Below are 21,051 nucleotides of genomic sequence, written 5' to 3'. Positions count from 1 at the left end.
GATGTCTCCTGGTGAGCCGGCCGCTCTTGTTCATGACCTGTTCGTTCTGGCGGCTCGGCAGTAAATACAAAGGAAATGTTTTCAAAGTTCCAGCACGAGCTTCCTGCCCGCCGCGCGGGAACAGCAGGTCATCATGCGGGTATTGGATTGCCGCTCACCGTTGGTCAGCACCACGTCCCGATGATCGACTTCGCCGGCGAGTACACGAACTTCGCACGACCCGCATAAGCCCTCTTCGCAATCGCTCTGCACATCGACGTTCGCCTTGCGCAGCGCCTCGAGCAGTGTCTGATTGGCGGGCACCACGACGACGAGTCCCGAATCCTTCAGTTCCACTTCGAACGCGTGTTCGTTAGCGGGATCGAGCGCGCCGAGCTTCGATTCGAAATGCTCGACCTTTAGCGAGTCGTCGGGCCATGTGGTGCTCGCTTTCTGCAGGGCGTCGAGCATGCGAACTGGTCCACATGCATAGACCAGTGTGCCGTTTTCCACGTTCAGAACGGTGAAATCGTTACGCGTCCCTTCATCCGACACATACACGCGAAGCCGTTCACCATGAAGTTCGGCAAGCTCCGGTAGCAAAACCATCGAGGCCCGCGTGTGTCCGCTGAAATGAACTTCATAACCGATGCCTAGCGTTTTGGCACGGCGCGCCATGGCACTGATGGGCGTGATGCCGATGCCGCCTGCGATCAGGATCAGTTTCTTCACTGATTCGTCGAGTCGGAAATGATTGCGCGGTCCACGAATTCTCAACTGTGCACCGACCGTGACGTTGTCGTGCATCCACGCCGAACCGCCCCGGCTTTCCTTCTCCCTGAGCACTGCAATTTCAAGTGCTCCTGCATCATCGGGGTCTCCGCATAGCGAATACTGGCGAGAGATGCCCGTTGCACCACATTCGACGTCGACATGCGAACCCGCAGTCCAGCGCGGCAGCGGCCGCCCATCCGGCGATGCAAACCTGACACGAACGATATCGGGTGTCTCGCGGGACACCGACGTAACGACAACCGGCCGGCTGAGCGCGTGTGCCGACGGCTCGCCAATGCGTACCGCATTACGCGGTTTGAGCACCGATGCGTCATTGCGCTCTGGATTCATCGCCGGGTCCCATTCGACGAGCAGATGCTCAGGGCCGCGGAACGACGTGTTGGGTACGTACGAGAAGCGCTGTGCAGAAAGACGCATGTGCGGAAGGCGACGGGTGAACTCCTCGAGGAAGATCTGCATCTCCATGCGTGCGAGGTTCTTCCCCATACATTGATGTGACCCGTAGCCGAACGTCAGTTGGTCGCTGGCATTCTCGCGACGGATGTCGAAGAGATCGGCATCCGCAAACTGATGTTCGTCGTGATTCGCTGACGACGTGACGATCAGCAGCTTCGATCCCGCAGGAATGTCGACGCCCCCCACGGTCACGTCGCATGTCGCAAGACGCCGCCATGCCGCGACCGAGCCGTTATGCCGCAAGCACTCTTCCACTGCGTTCGGTATGAGGCCGGGGTCTTCGCAGATATCACGCCATGTCTGCGGGTGCTCGAGCAACAGCTTCATGGCGTTCGCTGTGGCGTTCGCCGTCGTTTCGTGTGCGGCCACGATGCCAGCCATCATCATCGAATGCAGGTACGAGTCGGTGACGACTTCGGGCAGTTCCTTCTGTTTGCGAATGCCGTATTGCATCCAGCCAGGGCCGTCCGGATCCTGACGCATCTTGTCGAGCACCTTGCCCGCGAACTGCCAGAATTTGCCGACCGCATGCGCGACTTCGACCTGCTCTTCGGGCTTGGGTCGCCCCCAGGTATTGACCGTGTGCGCGATCGAGTATTCGCGCAGTGTGTCCATGTCTTCTTCCGGTACACCGAGGAAATGCAGCGCGACGGTCAACGGCACTTCCCAGAGCATCTGGTCGACGAGGTCCGCTTTGCCGTTGTCGATGAAACGGTCTACGTATTCGCTCGCGAGCCGCCGGACCATTGGCTCGTGATGCTTAAGTGCCTCGGGCGTAAATGGGTCCATTAGCGCCCGCCGACGCGGCATGTGCGCCGGTTCATCTTCATTCACCAGCGTGCGGTTCATTGCGTAACCGTACGAGGCCAGCACACCGTTCGCTTCGGGGCCGGTCGGTGTGATCTTTTCGAGCGCGATCGAGGGACTGAACGTGAGGTTGTCGCGGAAGATCGCCTTGATGTCGTCGTAACGGGTGACGACCCAGTAGCCGAGCTTCGGGCTGTAGAACACCGGTTCCTGTTCGCGTGCCCAGCGCACGTACTCCGGCGGGTCCTGCTGATAGCCGTCTTCGAACGGATCGAACTCCGCGGCCCGCCGACTGACAGGGCAACCCGACCCCGTGCGGCTCGGGTTAGTTTGCGCACCATGATGAAAAGGACATGCGGAGCCATGCTCCGTGGAAATGGTCTCGCTCACCAAAGTCTCCTGATGTAAAATCAATATGCGTAACTATAATACGCATTGCGTAAATTACTCTCGGGGTTTACGAGACGGTCCGTTGCCACAAGGCGTGCCCCGTTAAAATGGAGCCATGAAAAAAAGCTCAGTTATCACGCCAACCGGGACGACGACCGCTGCCGTACCGGATCGCGGACGCCGCCAGCGCGTGCAATCCGCAACGACAGCGGTAGTCTTGCTGAAAGGCCTGGCCACTCTCGGTGGACGCGCGTCGCTGACGGCGCTCGCAGCCTACGTCGACGAGAGTCCGGCGAAGGTGCATCGCTATCTGGTCAGCCTGATGGAAGAATCTCTGGTCGCCCAGGAGCCGCTCACCCAGCTGTACGTGCTGGGGACGGAATGTCTCGCGATCGGACTCACTGCGATGCGGCTGGTCGACCCAATCCGGGTGGCCGAGCCGTCACTGGTGCTGCTCAGGGAAAGTCTTGAGGTCACCTGTTTCGTCGCGGTGATGGGTAACCGGGGTCCGACGATCGTGCGTTTTGAGGAGCCTGGTCTGCCGGTGACGGTCAACGTCCGGGTGGGCTCCGTAATGTCGGTGCTGTGGTCTGCTACGGGCCGGGTCTTTCTTGGGCTGCTGGATGAGTCCCGCGTCCGTGCAATGGCGGAAGACGAACTGGCGCACGCTTCAGCCGACCTGCGAGGCCAGCTTGACGCCAACGATCCTGTCGGGCGGCTCAGAGCCGAAGTCAAGGCCGCGCAGTGCGCAACGGTCAAAGACACCAACCTGAAAGGAATCAGCGCGGTCGCTGCGCCGCTCTTCGACTTCAACGGCAGGCTGTGCGGAACCCTGACGGCGCTGGGGGCGACCGGAGGATTCGACTCATCGATCAATGGGCCGATTGCCACCGCCGTGCGGCGCGAGGCACAAGCCATCAGCGCCAGACTTGGCTATGTCGCCGAAGCACCGGCAGCGTAGGGGGCAGGCAAAGGCGGAAGTCCGCAATCTGAATTACCGATACCAACTCTCGGCTATCAGGCGAGCGGCTCTCAAGTGATGGACTGATGGCCGATGGGACGAGGTGGGTCTGCCATGCCAAACGTCCGAAGTCTGAGTGGGAGCCGACGTTCGAATGTCTGCGCTGACGCACACGCGACCGACCGTTGGTGGCCGACTGTGCTCATTCACGGAAGACGCCCGAAAGCAGCCGTTGAAGATTTCAACGGCTGCCCTACAACACCTTCATTGAACTGGTGCTCTCGGCCAGTTGCCGCCGTTCGACATTGATGTTATCTGGTCGCTCGGAAGACTCTTAGGCATCAGCTAACTGTCACTTGATCAGACGGCGCGGTGGTCCAACTGCGCGCTTGTTTTTCCGGCATCTGCACGAGATCAACAACTTGCGTGGAAGCTCGCCGTTCTCCACCAAACTCAAAAAACCGGAATTGTGAGCGATCGCAATACGCTGCTCCTCGTCCCGATGCTCGCACTCGAATCGGATCCGCGCGCGAGCGATCTCGACGTACTCAGGCGTCATGTCAATGCCGACAAAACGGAATCCTTCCCACTTCGCTGATTTGCCAGTTGAACCGGAGCCCATGAACGGGTCGAGCACCGTGCCCGCCAGCGGTGTAACCAGCCTGCACAGATTTGCCTTCAGGTCGGTCGGCTTCACCGTCGGATAAAAGTTGCCACCGCGCTCAGTGCCGAGGTTCTCAGCGTCGCGAAACGTCGAGCCGTGCTGGAATTGCGGGCTCGGATCGACGAAGCCCTCATTGCGGTCCGCTCGCGACGCCTTCCCCCCAAAAGTTTCGGGGTCGCGACATGAGAAAAATGAATGTTGTGGATTGGTGCGGTGCGTTCGCGCTGGCTTGCGTATCTGTTCCGTTCTTCATTTGGGCGTACCCTTCCTTCCGGGTGTGCGCGACACATCTAAATGGAACCGGACTGCATTCGAAGCTTGGGGTACATGGGTTCTCTCAAGCCCTGACGAGTGAAAGACTCGCGGGGCTTTTTTTCGGGGCGGCGCTGCGCGTTCTAGGTCATTGCGTCGGACTCGATGTTCCGCTCGGTATGCAATCCGAAGTCCATCTTACGCGTGAGTTCGTCGAGTTGATCCATCTTGTCGGGGAAGAGAGGGATTAGAACGTCCATAATCAGATCATCACGAATCTGTTTCCTCTCCTTCGAAAAGTGCGCCTTTTTGTGGCAGTCGGCGCAGATCGCTACTACGTTCCACTCAAGGTCAGGTCCGTCGCAATTCAATGGGATGACGTGGTGCGCTTCGAGATAAAAACCGCCTCGGTGCGTTTCGAAACCTTGCTCTCTGCAACGCTCGCAAAGCCCGTCCCTAGCGCGGTACTTGACCTGCTTGGCCACGGCCGGATCGCGGTCAAAGACTGTTGTTTTGGTTTTGATTACGGGCGGTGGCGGCGACTCAGCTTGGATCGAGGCCCGCTCTGGCTGGAGAATTTCCTTTTGCGGATCAAAGTCGGCAGGCTGGGGTACTCCCCGCAAGACAATGATATTCCCGCTGACCGGGTCGCGGTGATGTGGCCACCACAACTCGCCGTCCAGCTGTCGTTTGGTTGCGGTGCTTGTCTCGCGCTGGTTCACCTTCTCAATCGTCCCATCAACGATCGCGATGTGAAGGGGACGCTTCTTCAGATAGGCATTCAAAACCAAGTTGATAACTGCTTGGGCGCGAGATAACTGGTTCGGGTGAGCGGTCCAACGATTTTTCTCCATCCAATCCGCTGTACCTTCCTCAAAACTGACCACTCCGTCTTGTTCGGCAAGGAATTGCCACCACTGAAACATCACATTGGGGCCATCGGCCGTGCCAAAGCACCAATTGAAGACGCTGCCACGCGGAATGTTGAGTTCATCACAAACGTGATCAACGAGCTGCTTCTCAGTTGGTTTTAAATCGTCGAGCGTAGTCATGGAAGCCGCTGCTTTCGGGGCTCGGGACAGCAGTCGAGCCGGCGTGTATGAGATTGGTCGAAGCGGGTGATGATAGCAAATCGTATATGCAGCAGCGGGGCGCGGCCTGACCGCCGCACTGAAAGGCCCTCACGCCAGACGAATATGAGACTGACGATAAACCCACTAGTGGAATGGCGGCCTTCTGTGTTGCGAGAATGGCAACTATTGGTCGCTTGTGTTGAATAACTCGCTCTTTTGTGCCGCAGGACTGGCTCGCGAAAAATCGGCGTCTCAGATCGCGCCACAAGCCGCTCGCGAAAATCGCTCAAGGGTAAGAAGACCCCCGAAAACCGCACTCAACTCGCGGTCGCGGAGTTTTTCAACAGAACAGGCCGACAGTACGCGCTCGCCGGCGTCGCCGTAAGCCGCCGGTCAAACTCATCGGTTCACGCCAGCGTCAGCTTTGTGATGTCATTGTCAAACGGGTCAAACCGGCCAGCTTCAGCCGCTCGCGATCGCCGCAGCCTCGACATCCAAATGTCTAAACGGGCACGACAAACAGTCATTCGATTCGGTAGCACCCGACGATCCGCGCGGTTGCGCGCCTTTCCATCGGATGCTTCTCGACACACCTGCTACGAATGGCGATGGAGACGTATCAGAAGATCGCACTCAAAAGGCCACGAAGACTCTAAAGATTACTGGGCACCGGTCGATAAGGATGATATCTACAACTAGATTCAGCGACCAAGTCATGTCCATCTGGGATTCAATTGCGGACGCATTCAGCGGCATCAAAGACGCAGTAGAAAGCTTCCCCGAGATCATGAAAGACCCGTACGCCGTTTCGATCGGGCACGTAAAGACACCGAAGCTCTCGATGACAAAGACGCTTTCGAAGGGCGCAGTGATCAAGGTTAGCCGCCGCCTCGGGCTATACGACCACTACGGTATCTACATTTCGGATTCCGCCGTCGTGCACTTCAGCAACGACAAGAAAGGGGCAGGCGAGCTATCAAGCGACGCTAACCGGATTATCAAAACGACGCTAAAAGATTTCATGGACGGCGCGACCGAACTGAAGGTAGTGACCTTCCCGACATCGATTTATGAATCCCGAAAGCACGAGACCTATCAGGTGACATCAGACTTTGGAAGGCCGCCGCAGCCGTGAAGCCGGCCGGTGCGCAGTCCCAATGCGAAGTTTTACGAGACGTTTTCTCCCGACAAGATCGCGGAACGAGCGCTCGGTCGGTTGGATGAGGATGGCTATGACCTTGTGTTCAACAATTGCGAACACTTTGCCGTCTGGTGCGCAACAGGCGTTCACGAGTCGGAGCAGGTCCGACGCGTTGTGGATATTCTGACGAAGGGGGCGGCCCGTATCGTTGACGGATGAGATCGGTGCGGACGTGTAATCAGGTGACTGAGCGAAGCAGTCTGTCGATATGGAATGCAGTAAGACCCGCTCACCATTGCGACACTCAACGACAAAGTCTGCGCGACGATGGCCCGACCTGGGAGAGTCTAGGGATTGGCAGCAACGCGAAGGGCCGTTGCACTTTCGAAGTGGCCGTTTATGCAACGCAGGGGCGGATGGCCGATCCGGGTCGCGAGTACTCATTCACTGGCATCGGCACCTGACATTCGAGACTACGACGGAGCCAATGGCGGCAAGGCGCCTCTCATCTGCCTCACAGCGGCAAACACTCCAAGGACCGCTCTGGCCGAAGTCCGGGCAGTGATGCTTGCACCCACAACGACTCTCCGCCTTTTCGGACGTTGGAATGTCGGCCATTGTGAGGCAGATCAAGGGCGCTTTGCCATTGGCTCCGTCGTAGCCTCGAATGTCAGAAATCGTTCGGACCGAATGGGTACTTGCGACCCGTTTCCGCCGTTCAGGCTCATCCGGTCCACACGTCCCCTTCCACGCTTCAATGGTCACTGAGCGCCCCATCTCGCCACTCTGGCGCTCGGCCAAACCACCATTCCCGACCGAGCACGGGGGGATCGCAATACGGCGATCATGCTGGAAATCGTGGAACTGGCCGACGTGAGGCCGGCGACAGCCTATGAGGTCCGGACCAGTGATCAAGCGAACAGCGCGCTCCATGGCAGCTATTTTCGGACCGGCCCAAACCGAACCCAGGAATGGGAGTACCACAGCCGCCGCGTCAATGTCCGGTGGTCCGCTCGCTCGACTCCGAATGTGACCACTGTGAATGAGGCAGTGGCTGGCTCCCGACGCGTGCACCCTGTATTGGCGTGTGGGCGGACCTTGAGGCAGGCCATGCGCCGCCGGGCGGCGGCCCTACATGATAGACGCGTGCATGGGCCGGCCCCCCCCCCGCCATGGCGTAGGGCCGCAGTCGCCCCTGCGCCGGCACGATCTGACGGGGTGTTGCATAGCCCGGCGACCAGCCCGCGTGCGGCGCGTTGCGCCAATGATCGCGGTCCTTGTACCAAGGGCGTCCGCGATAGTAGTGGCCCCAATAAGAGTCGATCGTGAACACCACGACCGGAACGCCGATCACCACGCTATAGCCGAGCAGAGGCACGATGTTACCTTCGTACAGATAGCTGAGCCAGCCGGCGTAGACCCAGCCGTGCAGGTCGCCGAGCGCCACCTCGCACCAGTCATAGGTGTCGGTGCACCCCAAGACCGAGACGGTCACGTTGGCGTCGAGTTGGGCCACAACGGGGTAATCGTTGGCTGGACCGGCCATCACGCTCACTGGGTTATTTGTATAGGCCGAGCCCTGCGCCTGCGCCCCGACCAGTGTTGCCGAGCACGCGAGACCCGCGAGCGCAGCGAGGAGCCGTTGCCTTCGCATGATGGGCCTCCTGAATCCGCCACCAATACTGAAAAGCTAGCAGAATGCCCGCAACTCTGCTACGCCGACAGGCCGTGCGCGCGGAATACGTCGTCGATAGCGGGACCATTCCCACAGCGTCGCTTGGGGCCTGGGGCAGGCTCCCGGTGTCGTGCATGGCCGATTTGCCCCGTGCAACATCGACCGGCGCGACGAGGAAGGGGCCGCTGTTTGTCAAGCGGCAGCCATTCGAAAGGCCGATTGCGCATCAATGTGAACGACCGGAACTGGGCCGTTTGCGCGCGTGTTCAGGTCTCGCCATTCATCGGACGCATTCCCGCCGCTCGATCTACACGATCGCGAATGTCGCGTTCGCTGTCGGAGGTAATCGCCGTTCGCGAGGCAACCTTAGATTGCACATCCGTTTGTCTACGGTCTTTTGGCGCGGTACTGCGTCGGCTGTGCAGAATTCGTCATGTCGCGTATAGCAAGACATCAAGACGGGAGCAATGTTCTTGCACAGAATATGCGATGCTGGGGTACATATATTTCCTCATGGCTATCTGCTTTTCAAATGTGAAGTACTGTTTGACGGCTACCTCAATAAACCTTGCATTTTGGAGTTGGATATGGCGATTGGCGTTGGTGGATCGACTGTAGAAGTCGAGCTCGATGAACTCCATGACATGACCTCGGGTGTCGGGCCGATCAAGGATGAGGAATACTGCGACCGGATTGCCCGCGCACAAAAATTGATGCGGGACTCTGGGATCGACGCGATGATCGTTGATGGCAATAGCAATATGTTTTATTTCACAGGAATCTCCTGGCACAGAAGCGAGAGGTTGGTAGCGGCGATAATTCCCGCCCGAGGTGAAATAAAATATGTGATCCCAGCGTTCGAGAAGGGAACCTTTGAAAGCATGTTGAGAGTTCCTGGAGCGATCAATCTGTGGGACGAACACGAAAACCCATATGAACATCTGGTTCGAATAGTCCGCGGTATGGGCATACGAACAGGTAAGGTTGGCCTCGATGAAACGGCTCCTTTCTTGACCTTTGAAAGAGTGCGGGGAATTGCGGACGGCCTCGAAATTGTGAGCGCGGCGAGCGTTACCACGTTGTGCCGCATGATCAAATCAAGATCGGAGATTGCCTTGCTTCAGCGCGCGAATGATATGACGCTGCGCGTTCACCGGGCTGCGGCTCGAATCTTGCGCGACGGTATCCGTGTCGATGAAGTGATCGATTTCATTAACATCGCTCATCGTAAGGTGGGCGCGCAACGAGGATCCACCTTCTGCATCGTCCTGTTCGGCGAGGATACGGCCTTCCCGCATGGTGTCAAAAGTCCTAAGGCGCTCGAACGCAACGACATGGTGTTGATCGATACCGGTTGTCAACTGTACGGTTACTGCTCGGACATCACCCGCACCTACGTGTTCGGATCGGCAACTCACCGACAACGGGAAGTTTGGGAACACGAAAAGCAGGCACAGCGCAGCGCTTTCAACGCCGCGCAAATCGGCGCGATAGCTGGTTCCGTCGATTTCGCAGTTCGGGAATATATCGAGAGCGTCGGTTACCGCGAAAACTACGGGCTTCCCGGTGTGCCACATCGAACGGGACACGGGATTGGACTCGAACTGCACGAGCATCCCTATGTGGTGAGAGGGAACGACGTGCTTCTGGATGCCGGCATGTGTTTCAGCATCGAGCCGATGATTTGCGTACCTGGCGAATTCGGAATCCGGCATGAAGACCACGTCTACATGACAGAACACGGCCCCGAATGGTTTACCCAGCCCGCGCTTTCCATAGATCACCCCTTTGGAGAATAAGATTCAGAAGCGATGCCTGTACGCCATCCCCGGCGTGTAGAGCGCTCTCAGATTGACGTCTGCTATCCGATTTCGTCGACTGTCGGTCCTGATCGTACGCTTGCCTGACCGTTACATTGAATGACCACAATTCAGAGCTGTCAGACCGTTCCGGGTCGGGAGTGTGAGTTTGTTTATGTAGACGCTGCCCGCCGAGCGGTCGACACGGCGACCGTCAGCAATCCGCCATATTGTTGACCTATCAGCCAGCACGCTCCAATGACAGCAATGGCCGATGATTTGTCCTTGAGCGACGCTGCGGAATGACCGTTCCAGTCTGACACCTGCCCCTAGAACAGCGACAGCGCGACCGGCGCCAATAGGTCGATGGACTAAACCGCTCGCGCGGTAGGGCTACGGACTGACGCTGGAGGTCAGGGAGAGGCTGGTCACGCGGCTTTATGTTGGCGAATGAGGCAACCCGCCTCGTTCTTCAACAGGAGCCGAATCATGACCTCCTTACCGGCAAACATCAGCCCGCTACGCCAGCGCATGATCGACGACATGCGCATGCGCCAGCTTGCCCCCAAGACGCAGGACATCTATCTGCACATCGTGCATGAGTTCACCCGGTTTCTCGGGCGCTCACCTGACACGGCCACGGTCGAGGACCTGCGCCGCTACCAGCTCTATCTGGTCGACCACGGCACATCGGCTGTGTCGCTGAACCACGCGATCACCGGCCTGAAGTTCTTCTTCACAGTCACGCTCGACCGGCCCGAACTGATGGTCAGGATGCAACCGGTGCGCGTGCCCCGCATACTGCCCGTCGTGCTCAGTCCCGATGAAGTGCGGCGGCTCATTGAGGCGGCCGGCAACCTGAAGCACCAGACCGCGCTGTCGGTCGCATACGGCGCCGGGTTGCGCGCCAGCGAAGTGGTCGCCCTGAAGGTTACCGACGTCGACAGCGAACGCATGACACTGCGCATCGAGCAGGGCAAGGGTCGCCGTGACCGCTACGCCATGCTCTCGCCGGTGCTGCTCGAGCGTCTGCGTGTGTGGTGGCGCGTTGCCCGTGCGCAAGGCAGGATGCCCGATCGTGGGTGGCTGTTTCCCGGGCTCGATCCGCTCGACCAGTTAAGCACGCGACAGTTGAACCGTGCCATTCATGCCGCCGCCGAGGCCGCGAACATCGACAAGCGTGTGTCCATGCACACGCTGCGGCACAGCTTTGCGACACACCTCCTTGAACAGAAGGTGGACATCCGCGTGATCCAGGTCCTGCTCGGCCATGCGAAGCTCGAGAACACCGCGCTCTACGTCCAGGTGGCCACCGACCTGCTGCACGAGGTCACCAGTCCGCTGGACCGTCTGCCTCCCGGGTAGGTCCGCGCGTAGCGCCTCATGCTGGAGGTTGCGGACATCTTCCGCAGCCACGGGCCAGCGTGGCGGACCACGGCACACCTGAGCCTGGGGCAGCTGAAGGTCATGTCGGCCATCGAACGGTGCCGCACGGCGGCACTGGGCGGACATGTGCTGCGCTGTTCAGGCTGCGCAACGACCGAGGTGTCCTTCAACCGTGCCGGAACCGGCATTGCCCGAAGTGCCAGGCCAGCGCCGCACACCGCTGGCTGGACGCACGCCAGGCCGACCTGCTACCCGTCGAATACTTCCACGTCGTCTTCACGCTGCCCGCGCCCGTCAGTGCGATCGCCTGGTACAACAAACGGGTCATCTACGGCCTGCTGCTCGACATCGCCGCCGACACGCTGCGCACGATCGCCGCGGATCCCAGGCATCTCGGCGCCCGGATCGGCGCCACGCTCGTACTGCACACCTGGGGCTCTGCGCTCACGCATCACCCGCATGTGCACGGCATCGTCCCTGGTGGCGGGCTGTCGCCCGATGGCGAGCGCTGGATCGCGTGCCGGCCCGGCTTCTTCCTGCCCGTGCGCGTGCTCTCACGCCTGTTCCGCCGGTGCTTCCTCGAAGCGCTCGAAGTGGCCCACCGGCATGGCCAGTTGCAGTTCTTCGGCGAGTACATCGGTCTTGCTGATCCCGCCACCTTTGCCCGGTGGCTTGCACCGCTACGCATCTGCGAATGGGTGGTCTATGCCAGGCGCCCGTTCGCCGGACCCAACGCGGTGCTCGAGTACCTCTCACGCTATACGCACCGCGTCGCCATCTCCAACCAGCGCCTGGTCGCCTTCGATGAGCGTGGCGTGACGTTCCGCTGGAAGGACTACCGTGCGAAGGGACGCACCCGCTACAAGACCATGACCCTCGAAACCGGCGAGTTCATGCGCCGCTTCCTGCTCCATGTGCTGCCCGGTGGCTTCCATCGCATCCGTCACTACGGGCTGCTCGCCAACCCCGTGCGCCGCGCCAGTCTCGCAAAGGTGCGTGAGCTGCTGCACGTTGCACCCGAGATCAGTCCGTCACCGGACGACCACGTCACCGAAACCCGGCCCGTCTTCATCTGCCGGCACTGCGGCGCACCGATGATCGTCATCGACATCCTCGCGCGCAGCGCCCCCATCCGCGCACCGCCAATACGACGGGATCAGACATGAGCATCACGGTTCCTCGACCTGCCTGTCGAACGTTGGCGCCGCGGCAACGCGGCCCAGGGGCGGACGTTTGCGCGTGTCGCTTCGCGAAGCGACACGCACGCCTGCTTCATCATCGCGATTGCACGACTGCACCGATTCGCTACGGCCTCAGCGCCCGTCCGGCATCCCGCCTGACCGCGTCACATCCGAGACCACTGAGCATCCCGGCCTATCAATCCCCATAGCCGCAAAGCCTCCAACCGCATCGGGGCACTCCGCGGTTTCCTCCATCGGGTTTATTCGACGCCTGCCGACATGCGCAGCGGCATGCACATTCCTGCGGCCGATGGCAGGCATCGAATAAACCTTAACGACTACGGAAGTTCGATGCAGGCCCGAGTTAGCCGATTGTGTTTGGATGCCGAGCTTCCGGGCCATCAAGAGACGATCTCTGTTGAAATGCAAACTGCTTTGGTTCCGGAAGTGACGCTCTGCGCCTTGCTTCGGCATTCGCGATGAAATCGGAAAGTTCGAGTTCCATAGCTGAGTCTTTGGCACCGGGTTTCCACGTTGCGGCGCCGAACCGGGGGCGCGTAGCACGCGCTAGCATCAACGCAGACATCGCGGCCTTCGCGCATTCGAACTCAACCCGCCAGCAGAAGTCTGTTGGTTCACCAAACTCGCGAAAGGCCTCCACATGTTCGCGGGCAGCATACACCGCCGCAGGATATTCGCGCAGCTCAGAAACAACCTTTCGGCTGAGGATTTGCCAATCAAGTTTGTCCGGGAAGGCAAACGGCGGGATGGTCACACCCTTGCGGGCTCCGTGGCGAGCGTAATCTGCTGACGCCGTTAGTGCCCAGACGGCCTTGTGCATCATCGTGCGGCAGGCACGAGCATGGCCTTCCAGCGACAACGCGAGTTCCAACGCCGTGTCACGTCGCTGGCGCTTGCGACGGCGCGCGTTTGATGCAGTGATCCGCGCGAGCGTAACCACGGAGCCGATGGTGGCCGATGTCAGTGCGACCGTTACCGGGGTGTCCGAGCTAAGTCTCTGGACATATTCAAGCCATTCGTGCCGCATGCCATGCGCTTCGAATAAAAGAGGTGCGCAGAGCATAAGCAATCGTTTGCGGTCGTACCGAAGCAAAAATTCGGAGTGTGTTATCGCTGCAACGTTTGACTCGAGCGACGGGGGAGGCCGCTTTCGGCCAATTTGCTTGAGACAGCCTGCGGTTCAATGCAACTAATAATGCGACTTTGGTTTTGTTGATTAGCGGCTGATCTGGCGTATTCTTACGTCCAAAACCTGAGAACGATTCAAAGAGACCGCTAATAAAGGGGTACGATGGACATCCAACAAGAACCGGACCTCGAATCCGGAGCCGTCGAGGAAAAGACGCCGCTGCTTCTGGAGATCGAGGCCGATCCTACGCTGGGTTATGCGTCGATCCAGAATTCCGTGCCCGTAGTTCGTGCCTTGCGCGTAACGAACCGTGGCAGCGAACCTCTCGAGACCGTCGAGGTTCTGGTCGGTTGCAATCCTCGCTTCGCACAAGGCGTGAAACTTCATTTTGCGAAGCTCGCTCCGAACGAAAGCAGGCGCATATCTCCTTTAGACCTGGCACCAGATCACAGTTATCTTGCCGACCTCCAGGAGGCAGTAACTGCGTTGCTCACGGTGGTCGCGCAGGCGGGCGAGATCGAACTCGCACGTATCAGTCTCCCCCTCGAGATTCTGGCCTACGACCAATGGGCCGGAACACGCGCCATGCCCGAGTTGCTCGCGTGCTTCTCGATGCCGAACAACCCGGCAATTGACATCCTCATTGGCAAGGCGTCGAAGCTGCTTCGCGAGCAGCACAGCGACCTGTCCATGAACGGGTACCAGTCGAAGAGTCGCGACGTGGTGTGGAAGCAGATCTCCGCGATCTACAGCACGCTCGCTGCAGAGAATCTGCAATACGCCGAACCGCCGGCTTCGTTCGGAATAGATGGTCAGAAAATCCGTACCCCAGATCGGGTTATCGAGGGAAGGGTAGCAACTTGCCTTGACCTCGCGATGCTGTTCTCGTCCTGTCTCGAGCAGGCTGGTCTTCGCTCCGTCGTCTTGATCAAGGATGGTCATGCCTGGGTAGGCGTATGGCTTCATCAGGCCTGTTTCCCGGATCCGCTCACCGATGACGTTCAGGCAGTACGCAAGCGGGGCGATAGCGGAGAGTTTCTGGTATTCGAGACCACGGCGGTCGCCCAACACTCGGGCCGGCGCCCGTCCCTGCGAATCGCCCTGGAACAAGGCGCGGCCCATCTGCTCGAGGAAGGCACATTCCGGTACGCGGTTGATATTCATCGTGCTCGTGAGTTGCAAATCAGGCCATTGCCATCCCGGGTCACAGGCATTAAACGATCCGAAACCGACGATGCGGACGAGCCGGCAGCCATTGAACCGACGCCGATTCTCCCGCCGCTTGACCCGGAGTTTCTGACGCCGCTCGATCTAACTGGCGACGAGACACCAGAAGGCCGTCTGTCGAAGTGGAAATCGCGGCTGCTGGATTTGACGCTGCGCAACCGGCTTCTCAACTTCAAATCGACCAAATCGACGCTCGCGCTGGTCGCCCCCGACCTTGGCAAGCTCGAAGACGCTATCGCCGAAGGCGTCGAGTTCCGCGTCCGGGCGTTGCCGACTTTGATGGAAGGGAATGATCCTCGCATGGCCGAGGTCCATGCCAGTCGCAGCGGACGCCAACCTATTGACGATATGGCGCTCAACGCCTTGGACAACAAGGAGTTGATCGCGCGGATGCCTCAGGAGACCCTGGATGGCAATCTTCTGAGTATCTTTAGTGCCGCGCGGACTGGTCTGGAAGAGGGCGGCGCGAATACGCTCTATCTCGCCTTGGGCATGCTGCGGTGGGCGGAGACGGAGAGCGCTGACAGCGTACATCAGGCGCCTATCATCCTGGTTCCCGTGACGCTACAGCGCCAGTCGGTCCGAAGCGGCTTCAGGCTTAGCCGTCATGACGATGAGACGATCATCAATCCAACGCTGCTGCAGATGTTGCGCTCGAGCTTCGAGTTGCGCATTCCAGGGTTGGATGTCTTGCCGACGGACGAGAAGGGCGTCGACGTCGGGAAGGTACTGCAGGCATTCCGTCTGGCCGTTCGCGAAATCCCCAAGTGGGAGGTCGTTGAGCAGGCCCATCTTGGAATTTTCTCTTTCACCAAGTATCTGATGTGGAAGGATCTCCAGGACCGGACGGAGCAACTCAAGGCGAATCGCGTAGTCCGGCATCTCATAGATAACCCCGGGCGAGCATTTGAGAAAGAAGAGGGCGACGAACGTTTCGAGAGATTGGACGAAACGCACAAGCCCCAAGACCTGTACACGCCAATGCTGTCTGACTCATCGCAGTTGAAGGCTATCTGCGTGGTCGACTCCGGGCGTGATCTGGTACTCGAGGGCCCGCCCGGTACGGGTAAAAGCCAGACCATCACAAACCTGATTTCCCATTTGCTGGCTAGAGGTAAGACAGTCCTGTTCGTATCCGAGAAGATGGCCGCTTTGGAGGTCGTGCATCGCCGGCTGGAATCGGTCGGTCTGGGGCCGTTTTGCCTTGAATTGCATTCGTCCAAAGCACGCAAGTCGGAAGTCCTGCAGCAGCTCGGCAAGGCTTTGGATTTCAGTGGCCAGCGCACAAGCGAAGACTGGAGTCGGGAAGCAGAACGTCTGGGCCACCTGCGGCAGGAATTGAACGGCCTGGTAGACGCATTGCATAGGCCACATTCCAACGGGCTCACCGTATATCAGGCCATCGGAACCTGCATCGAGCACGCCGGCGAGGAAGCCTCCCTGATGCCTTGGGCAGATGCATCCGCTCACGACCATAAGTCCCTCGAAAGCCTGCGAGAAACATCGAGACGGATGGCGACCCTCTCGGGGGCGCTCGTCGCGCTGCATGGTCATCCGCTCGAGCATATTGGAAGAATCGACTGGAGTCCGAGCTGGCAGGACGAACTTCTGACAGTCGCGCGGTCTCTGGAACAGGCGATCCAGACGTTCAAGAGTCGTGCAGCCGAGGCGGAAAGCAGCTTGGGACTCCCGGTTTCCGGGTTAAGCCTGGAGGGATACGAAAAGGTTGACCGGTTGGCAGACGTTCTCCTCGGAGCACCGCAGGTGCCTCAAGGCGTTGCCGCACAAGCTTACGACGCTGAAGTTCGGGCACAACTGCAACGGCTTGCCCGGCATGGGAAGGCGCGCAACGAGTCATGGAGCAATCTCGAGACCGGTTGGACCGAGCGGCTCTCAGAAATCAGCGCGAAAACGCTTACGGACGAGTGGGCACAAGCTGCGAACACCTGGTGGCCTAAATCTGCGATTAAAAAGCGTGCTATCCGCACGCGCCTTGCGAGCTATAGCGCTACAGGGGCGCGCCCGACGGACGAAGCTGTTGTGGCAATGTTGCCCCATCTTGCAGGCGTCAATGCCGAGGACGAGCAGCTTCTCGCGTTGAAAGGCAACGCCGAACGTGTGCTGCAGGATACGTTCAATGGCGTAGAGACCGACTGGGATCAGGTGTTGCGGTGCGAGCAATGGGCGCAACGTTTCTCGGATGCAGTCACCCTGGTTGCTGGAGATCCGGCCGCGGCAGCAGAACTGCGAACGCGTTTTCAGAATCTGGTGGTTGAAAACCGTGCATTGCTACAGCCGGGAAGCCCATTGAGTAAATCGCTGGTTGCCTATCGCGATGCGTGGCGCGAAGTTCGTGCGAGGCTATCGGCGCTGGAAGCACTTGCCGAACCGACTGCACCGTTGCAGGGGCCAGCCGACACGGAAGGCGCTCTGGAGCGGGTGCTCGGTGTTACCGCGGAGTGGCAACGTGCGAAGAGCCAGTTTATGTCCTGGTGTCTGTGGCGGCAGGTCCGAGAGCAGGCCGTACATCTGGGGTTGCAAGGCGTCGTAACTTCTCTGGAAGGCGGCCGTGTGCCGCTGGATCGCGTAGAGGAGCACTTCGAGTACAGCTACCAGAGTTGGTGGGTGAAGAAGATCATCGACAAAGACTCGGTACTGCGGACCTTCTCCAGCGCAGACCACGAACGAAAGATTCGTGAGTTCCGCCAGTCCGATGAGCGATTCCAGAATCTGACGGCGCAATATGTTGCGGCGATGCTTGCTGGCAAGGTACCTGCGGGCAAGGGCATGGTAGTGAGTGGCGAAAGTGAACTGGGGCTGTTGCGGCGGGAGCTGCAAAAGAAGACACGCCATGCGCCTGTACGGCAATTGATGCACGGGCTTCCGAGTCTGCTTCCCAAGCTGAAACCCTGCCTTTTGATGTCGCCGCTATCTGTGGCTCAGTATCTGGACGCGGGCCACGCACAGTTTGACGCCGTTGTCTTCGATGAGGCGTCCCAGATTCCCGTGTGGGACGCCGTGGGTGCCATCGCACGCGGCAAGCAACTGGTTGTGGTTGGAGACACGAAGCAACTACCGCCTACCAGCTTCTTTAGCAAGTCGACGGAATCGGACGACAACGGCGGCGATGACGCGCAGATTGAAGACCTCGAAAGCATTCTGGACGAATGCCTGGGCGCAGGGATGAATCGTCAGCGGCTCCAGTGGCATTACCGCAGCCGTCACGAGAGTCTGATTACCTTCAGTAACGTTACCTACTATGACTCGCAACTCATCACCTTTCCGTCGCCTGTGACGGATGATGTGGCAGTGCGCCTCGAGCGCGTCGCGGGTGTCTACGACCGGGGTGGAAGCCGGACAAACCGTGCAGAGGCCGAGGCGATCGTGCGCGGGATCGAGCAACACTACCTGGATTCGAGCCAGCGACATCTAACTTTGGGCGTTGTCACATTCAACCAGCCGCAGCAGTCGCTCATTGAGTCGCTGCTAGACGCCCGTCGCCGGGCCAATGCGGCGCTCGACAAGGCGATGTCTGCGCAGTCGCGCGAGCCGTTGTTCATCAAGAACCTGGAGAACGTTCAGGGCGATGAGCGCGACGTCATTTTCTTCTCGATTACCTACGGTCCAGACGCAGCCGGAAAAATCACCATGAACTTCGGCCCGCTCAACAGCGAGGGTGGTCAGCGTCGACTCAATGTGGCGATTTCCCGTGCGCGCGAAAGAGTGATCATTTTCAGCACCTTGCGACCGGAGCAGATCGACCTTTCCCGCGTGAGAGCTGCGGGTGTTCGCGACCTGAAGCACTATCTCGAGTTTGCACTGAAGGGACCGAAGGCGTTGCTGGAGCAATCGTTGCCTACCGGGATGGAGCCGGACAGTCCGTTCGAGAGCCAGGTCATCAAGGTGCTACGCGACCACAACTGGATTGTTCACCCTCAGGTAGGCTGTTCTGGCTATCGCATCGACATTGGTGTCGTTGATCCTCGTGCACCGGGCCGATATCTCATCGGGATTGAATGCGACGGTAAAGCATATCACTCGGGTGCGACAGCGCGCGACCGCGACCGACTTCGTCAGGTGGTGCTCGAAGGGTTGGGATGGCGCCTACATAGAATCTGGTCGACCGACTGGTGGTTGAATCCCGACGTGGAGGTCCAGAAGCTGCTCACGCGATTGAACAAGGTGCTGGACGACGATGTTGACGAAGAGGCCCCGGCTGCGGAGTCTCTCCCGGAGGCGATGGAGGCAGAGATCGTCGACAGCGTTCCTTCGTCGGTCGTTGCAACAGACATTGGCGTATCTCTGCCCAAGTACAAGATCGTCGTCCCGGCGGGAGGCAAGCCGGAAGACTTTTACGATCTAACCCACGGCCGGAAGCTAACGGAGCAACTGATCGAGGTAATCGAAGCTGAAGGGCCGATCCACGAAAATGTCCTTCATCGCCGGGTGGCGAGAGCGTGGGGTTTGGAACGCACGGGTACGCGAATTGTCGATCGACTCCGGATGCTAACGCCTCGCGAACACGGTCGAACTTCTGACGGAAACGCGACGTTCTACTGGCCGGCAAACATCAATCCGGGAGAGTGGAGCGCCTTTCGTGAGGCCTCGGACGAAGAAAGTTCGCGTCGGAAAGTCGATGATGTGTGTCTGGAGGAACTAGCTAACGGTGTGCTTCATGTGCTTGAAGAGATGGGCAGCGCACCAACCTCGGACGTCGCGAGATCTGTGTGTCGGCTGATTGGAATGTCGCGCACACCGGGAGATGCCGAAGCTAGGGTTGGACTTGCAATTTCCCGTCTCGTGACGACGGGAAGCGTGATCGCGAGTGAGAACCTGCTGAGACTTTCGTAGCTAAATAGTCTCGTGTAGGAATGAATCGGGGCGACGTACGTTGATCGTGTCTATTCGACTGAAGCCGTCTCGAGCATGACTCAGGTACGATGGAGACGGTCTTCTCTGCTCCATCAGGTATCTGCCAACGACCGCACGGGACTGTGGCCAAGCGCGGCAACTCGGTCCAGGCAATCCTTGAAGCGGGCGGGGTCCTTTCTGCGCAGGCGTTTTAAGTCTGCGATCACGGCTTCGAACCTCGTGCTTTCGGTGTTGTGTTTTATAAAGTCGATGCGAGCTTTAAGTTCAAGGAACTCGTCGATGGCATCGTTGTGCTCGACACCAGAACGCTCTATCAGAACCTCGAGCGCATCAGATATTCGACCAAGCTGCTTGCCATAGCTCTCGTGCTTCACGATCGCTCGCTCGGCTGCTGGATTACTCGAGTTATCCTCGTTCACGACGAGTGCCGCGAATGTCCAAGGCAAAATCGATTGCTGCAGGTTTCGGGGGGCGTTATAGAACGCTTCCGCGCATTGGCTTTGCCAGGCAATGTACGACGACCACGGCCAAGCCAACTCCCGACTTGATGAAATTGATGACATGCCACTCTCCTGAACGTTTGACAATCCGAGCGAGGTGACCCGCCGTATCGCAGATGGATTGGCGCCAGTCACGAGTTGAATGCGACGAATGTGGAAACGGGAAGAATTGAACAGGAGAGTACGTTCTGTCAGTGTGTTTGCTCACATTTCAAGGAGAGCAAGGCGGACAACAGAAAGAAGTAGATGACATACCGAGTTTGGCAGATGCTGAAAATTCCGAAGTGACTGTCCAGCTTCAAGATTGGCAGACTCAGTGATTTTGACGAGTTTCTCCCAATTCATAACGCTGCGTTACATGGGGGGAATTGACGGCATGCCTGCTTACAGGTCGCGATGCGATGGCTGCACGGCTGCGAGGCGGCTGCCTGCAAACGGATCTTGACTCCAATCCACCTTCGGGAGCGCCTCGGTCATCGCTAGCGCTCGGCGCCGCTCGACAGCGAAGTGCTCCAGTGATTGCCCCGCGCTGACGGCCTGCTTGAGCCATTGAGGCATCTCCCCCTCGCCGGACCAGATTTCTCCGGTCGCACTTCGGTATCGGGCAGCCTTCTGTTTAATCTGGTCTTCGGCAATCGCGGCTGCAAGGTCATCAAGCTCAATGCCGACTTCAGCCATTCTGCGGCGTAGATAGGCGACCATACTGTCGCGCTTTCTCTCATCCATGAAATATCCCTGTTTTA

General features: G+C 59.0%; 11 protein-coding genes and 3 pseudogenes. 7 read left to right on the top strand and 7 right to left on the bottom strand.

Annotated elements, in window-relative coordinates; translation table 11 throughout:
* Window positions 1–81: 81 nt before the first annotated feature.
* Entirely contained in the window at window positions 82–2,427 is a 2,346-nt protein-coding gene (locus tag H1204_RS35005) for a cytochrome P450/oxidoreductase (protein WP_243468959.1), read from the bottom strand.
* A 115-nt stretch (window positions 2,428–2,542) separates the two neighbouring features.
* Between H1204_RS35005 and H1204_RS35000 the strand changes: the two genes are divergently transcribed.
* Complete coding sequence (locus H1204_RS35000) at window positions 2,543–3,388, top strand: IclR family transcriptional regulator (RefSeq protein ID WP_180735060.1); 846 nt, start codon at window positions 2,543–2,545, stop codon at window positions 3,386–3,388.
* 352 nt (window positions 3,389–3,740) lie between these two features.
* Here H1204_RS35000 and H1204_RS34995 read toward each other — a convergent pair.
* Together H1204_RS34995 and H1204_RS34990 are read right to left on the bottom strand one after the other, a co-directional pair.
* Window positions 3,741–4,208, bottom strand: a pseudogene (locus tag H1204_RS34995) (DNA methyltransferase); the annotation flags it as partial.
* 239 nt (window positions 4,209–4,447) lie between these two features.
* Window positions 4,448–5,356, bottom strand: a complete 909-nt coding sequence (locus tag H1204_RS34990) for an HNH endonuclease (protein WP_180735059.1) — start codon at window positions 5,354–5,356, stop codon at window positions 4,448–4,450.
* Window positions 5,357–5,954: 598 nt separating this feature from the next.
* On the opposite strand from H1204_RS34990, the pseudogene H1204_RS51750 reads away from it, so the two are divergent.
* Window positions 5,955–6,737 (top strand): annotated as a pseudogene (locus H1204_RS51750) (lecithin retinol acyltransferase family protein).
* Between the two features lie 775 nt (window positions 6,738–7,512).
* Here H1204_RS51750 and H1204_RS34975 read toward each other — a convergent pair.
* Window positions 7,513–8,172, bottom strand: coding sequence for an SH3 domain-containing protein (locus H1204_RS34975; RefSeq protein ID WP_180735056.1), 660 nt, complete (start codon window positions 8,170–8,172; stop codon window positions 7,513–7,515).
* A 608-nt stretch (window positions 8,173–8,780) separates the two neighbouring features.
* On the opposite strand from H1204_RS34975, the gene H1204_RS34970 reads away from it, so the two are divergent.
* The 4 genes and pseudogenes from H1204_RS34970 (at window position 8,781) to H1204_RS34960 (ending at window position 12,544) form a co-directional block, all read left to right on the top strand.
* Window positions 8,781–9,992 (top strand): Xaa-Pro peptidase family protein, encoded by a 1,212-nt coding sequence (locus H1204_RS34970; RefSeq protein ID WP_180735055.1) that lies wholly within the window; start codon window positions 8,781–8,783, stop codon window positions 9,990–9,992.
* 489 nt (window positions 9,993–10,481) lie between these two features.
* Window positions 10,482–11,357, top strand: coding sequence for a site-specific integrase (locus H1204_RS34965; RefSeq protein WP_180735054.1), 876 nt, complete (start codon window positions 10,482–10,484; stop codon window positions 11,355–11,357).
* Window positions 11,358–11,375: 18 nt separating this feature from the next.
* Window positions 11,376–11,492: pseudogene (locus tag H1204_RS51745) on the top strand (IS91 family transposase); the annotation flags it as partial.
* A complete protein-coding gene (locus H1204_RS34960) occupies window positions 11,477–12,544 on the top strand; it encodes an IS91 family transposase (protein WP_243468989.1) in 1,068 nt (355 codons plus the stop codon). The pseudogene H1204_RS51745 and the gene H1204_RS34960, both read left to right, overlap by 16 nt.
* Window positions 12,545–12,923: 379 nt before the next feature.
* On the opposite strand, the gene H1204_RS34955 is transcribed toward H1204_RS34960, so the two are convergent.
* A complete protein-coding gene (locus H1204_RS34955) occupies window positions 12,924–13,607 on the bottom strand; it encodes a hypothetical protein (protein WP_180735053.1) in 684 nt (227 codons plus the stop codon).
* Between the two features lie 264 nt (window positions 13,608–13,871).
* Between H1204_RS34955 and H1204_RS34950 the strand changes: the two genes are divergently transcribed.
* Window positions 13,872–19,787: a DUF3320 domain-containing protein gene (locus H1204_RS34950; protein ID WP_180735052.1), complete on the top strand. Its 5,916-nt coding sequence runs from the start codon at window positions 13,872–13,874 to the stop codon at window positions 19,785–19,787.
* Window positions 19,788–19,900: 113 nt separating this feature from the next.
* Here the strand turns inward: H1204_RS34950 and H1204_RS34945 are convergent, their stop codons facing one another.
* Window positions 19,901–20,371: a hypothetical protein gene (locus H1204_RS34945; protein ID WP_180735051.1), complete on the bottom strand. Its 471-nt coding sequence runs from the start codon at window positions 20,369–20,371 to the stop codon at window positions 19,901–19,903.
* Window positions 20,372–20,692: 321 nt separating this feature from the next.
* On the bottom strand, window positions 20,693–21,034 hold the full coding sequence (locus tag H1204_RS34940) for an H-NS family nucleoid-associated regulatory protein (RefSeq protein WP_180735050.1): 342 nt from the start codon (window positions 21,032–21,034) through the stop codon (window positions 20,693–20,695).
* Between the last annotated feature and the right edge of the window lie 17 nt (window positions 21,035–21,051).

This window comes from Paraburkholderia sp. PGU19, assembly GCF_013426915.1.
In the GTDB taxonomy this organism is placed as follows: Bacteria; Pseudomonadota; Gammaproteobacteria; order Burkholderiales; family Burkholderiaceae; genus Paraburkholderia.
Note: the sequence above shows the minus strand (reverse complement) of the source record. Positions and strands in the feature narration are given on the sequence as shown.

Bases quoted from the DNA above. Each gene is read 5' to 3' on its own strand.
- H1204_RS35000 (WP_180735060.1), top strand. From the start codon at position 2,543: ATGAAAAAAAGCTCAGTTATCACGCCAACCGGGACGACGACCGCTGCC.
- H1204_RS34990 (WP_180735059.1), bottom strand. From the start codon at position 5,356: ATGACTACGCTCGACGATTTAAAACCAACTGAGAAGCAGCTCGTTGAT.
- H1204_RS34975 (WP_180735056.1), bottom strand. From the start codon at position 8,172: ATGCGAAGGCAACGGCTCCTCGCTGCGCTCGCGGGTCTCGCGTGCTCG.
- H1204_RS34970 (WP_180735055.1), top strand. From the start codon at position 8,781: ATGGCGATTGGCGTTGGTGGATCGACTGTAGAAGTCGAGCTCGATGAA.
- H1204_RS34965 (WP_180735054.1), top strand. From the start codon at position 10,482: ATGACCTCCTTACCGGCAAACATCAGCCCGCTACGCCAGCGCATGATC.
- H1204_RS34955 (WP_180735053.1), bottom strand. From the start codon at position 13,607: ATGCGGCACGAATGGCTTGAATATGTCCAGAGACTTAGCTCGGACACC.
- H1204_RS34950 (WP_180735052.1), top strand. From the start codon at position 13,872: ATGGACATCCAACAAGAACCGGACCTCGAATCCGGAGCCGTCGAGGAA.
- H1204_RS34945 (WP_180735051.1), bottom strand. From the start codon at position 20,371: ATGTCATCAATTTCATCAAGTCGGGAGTTGGCTTGGCCGTGGTCGTCG.
- H1204_RS34940 (WP_180735050.1), bottom strand. From the start codon at position 21,034: ATGGATGAGAGAAAGCGCGACAGTATGGTCGCCTATCTACGCCGCAGA.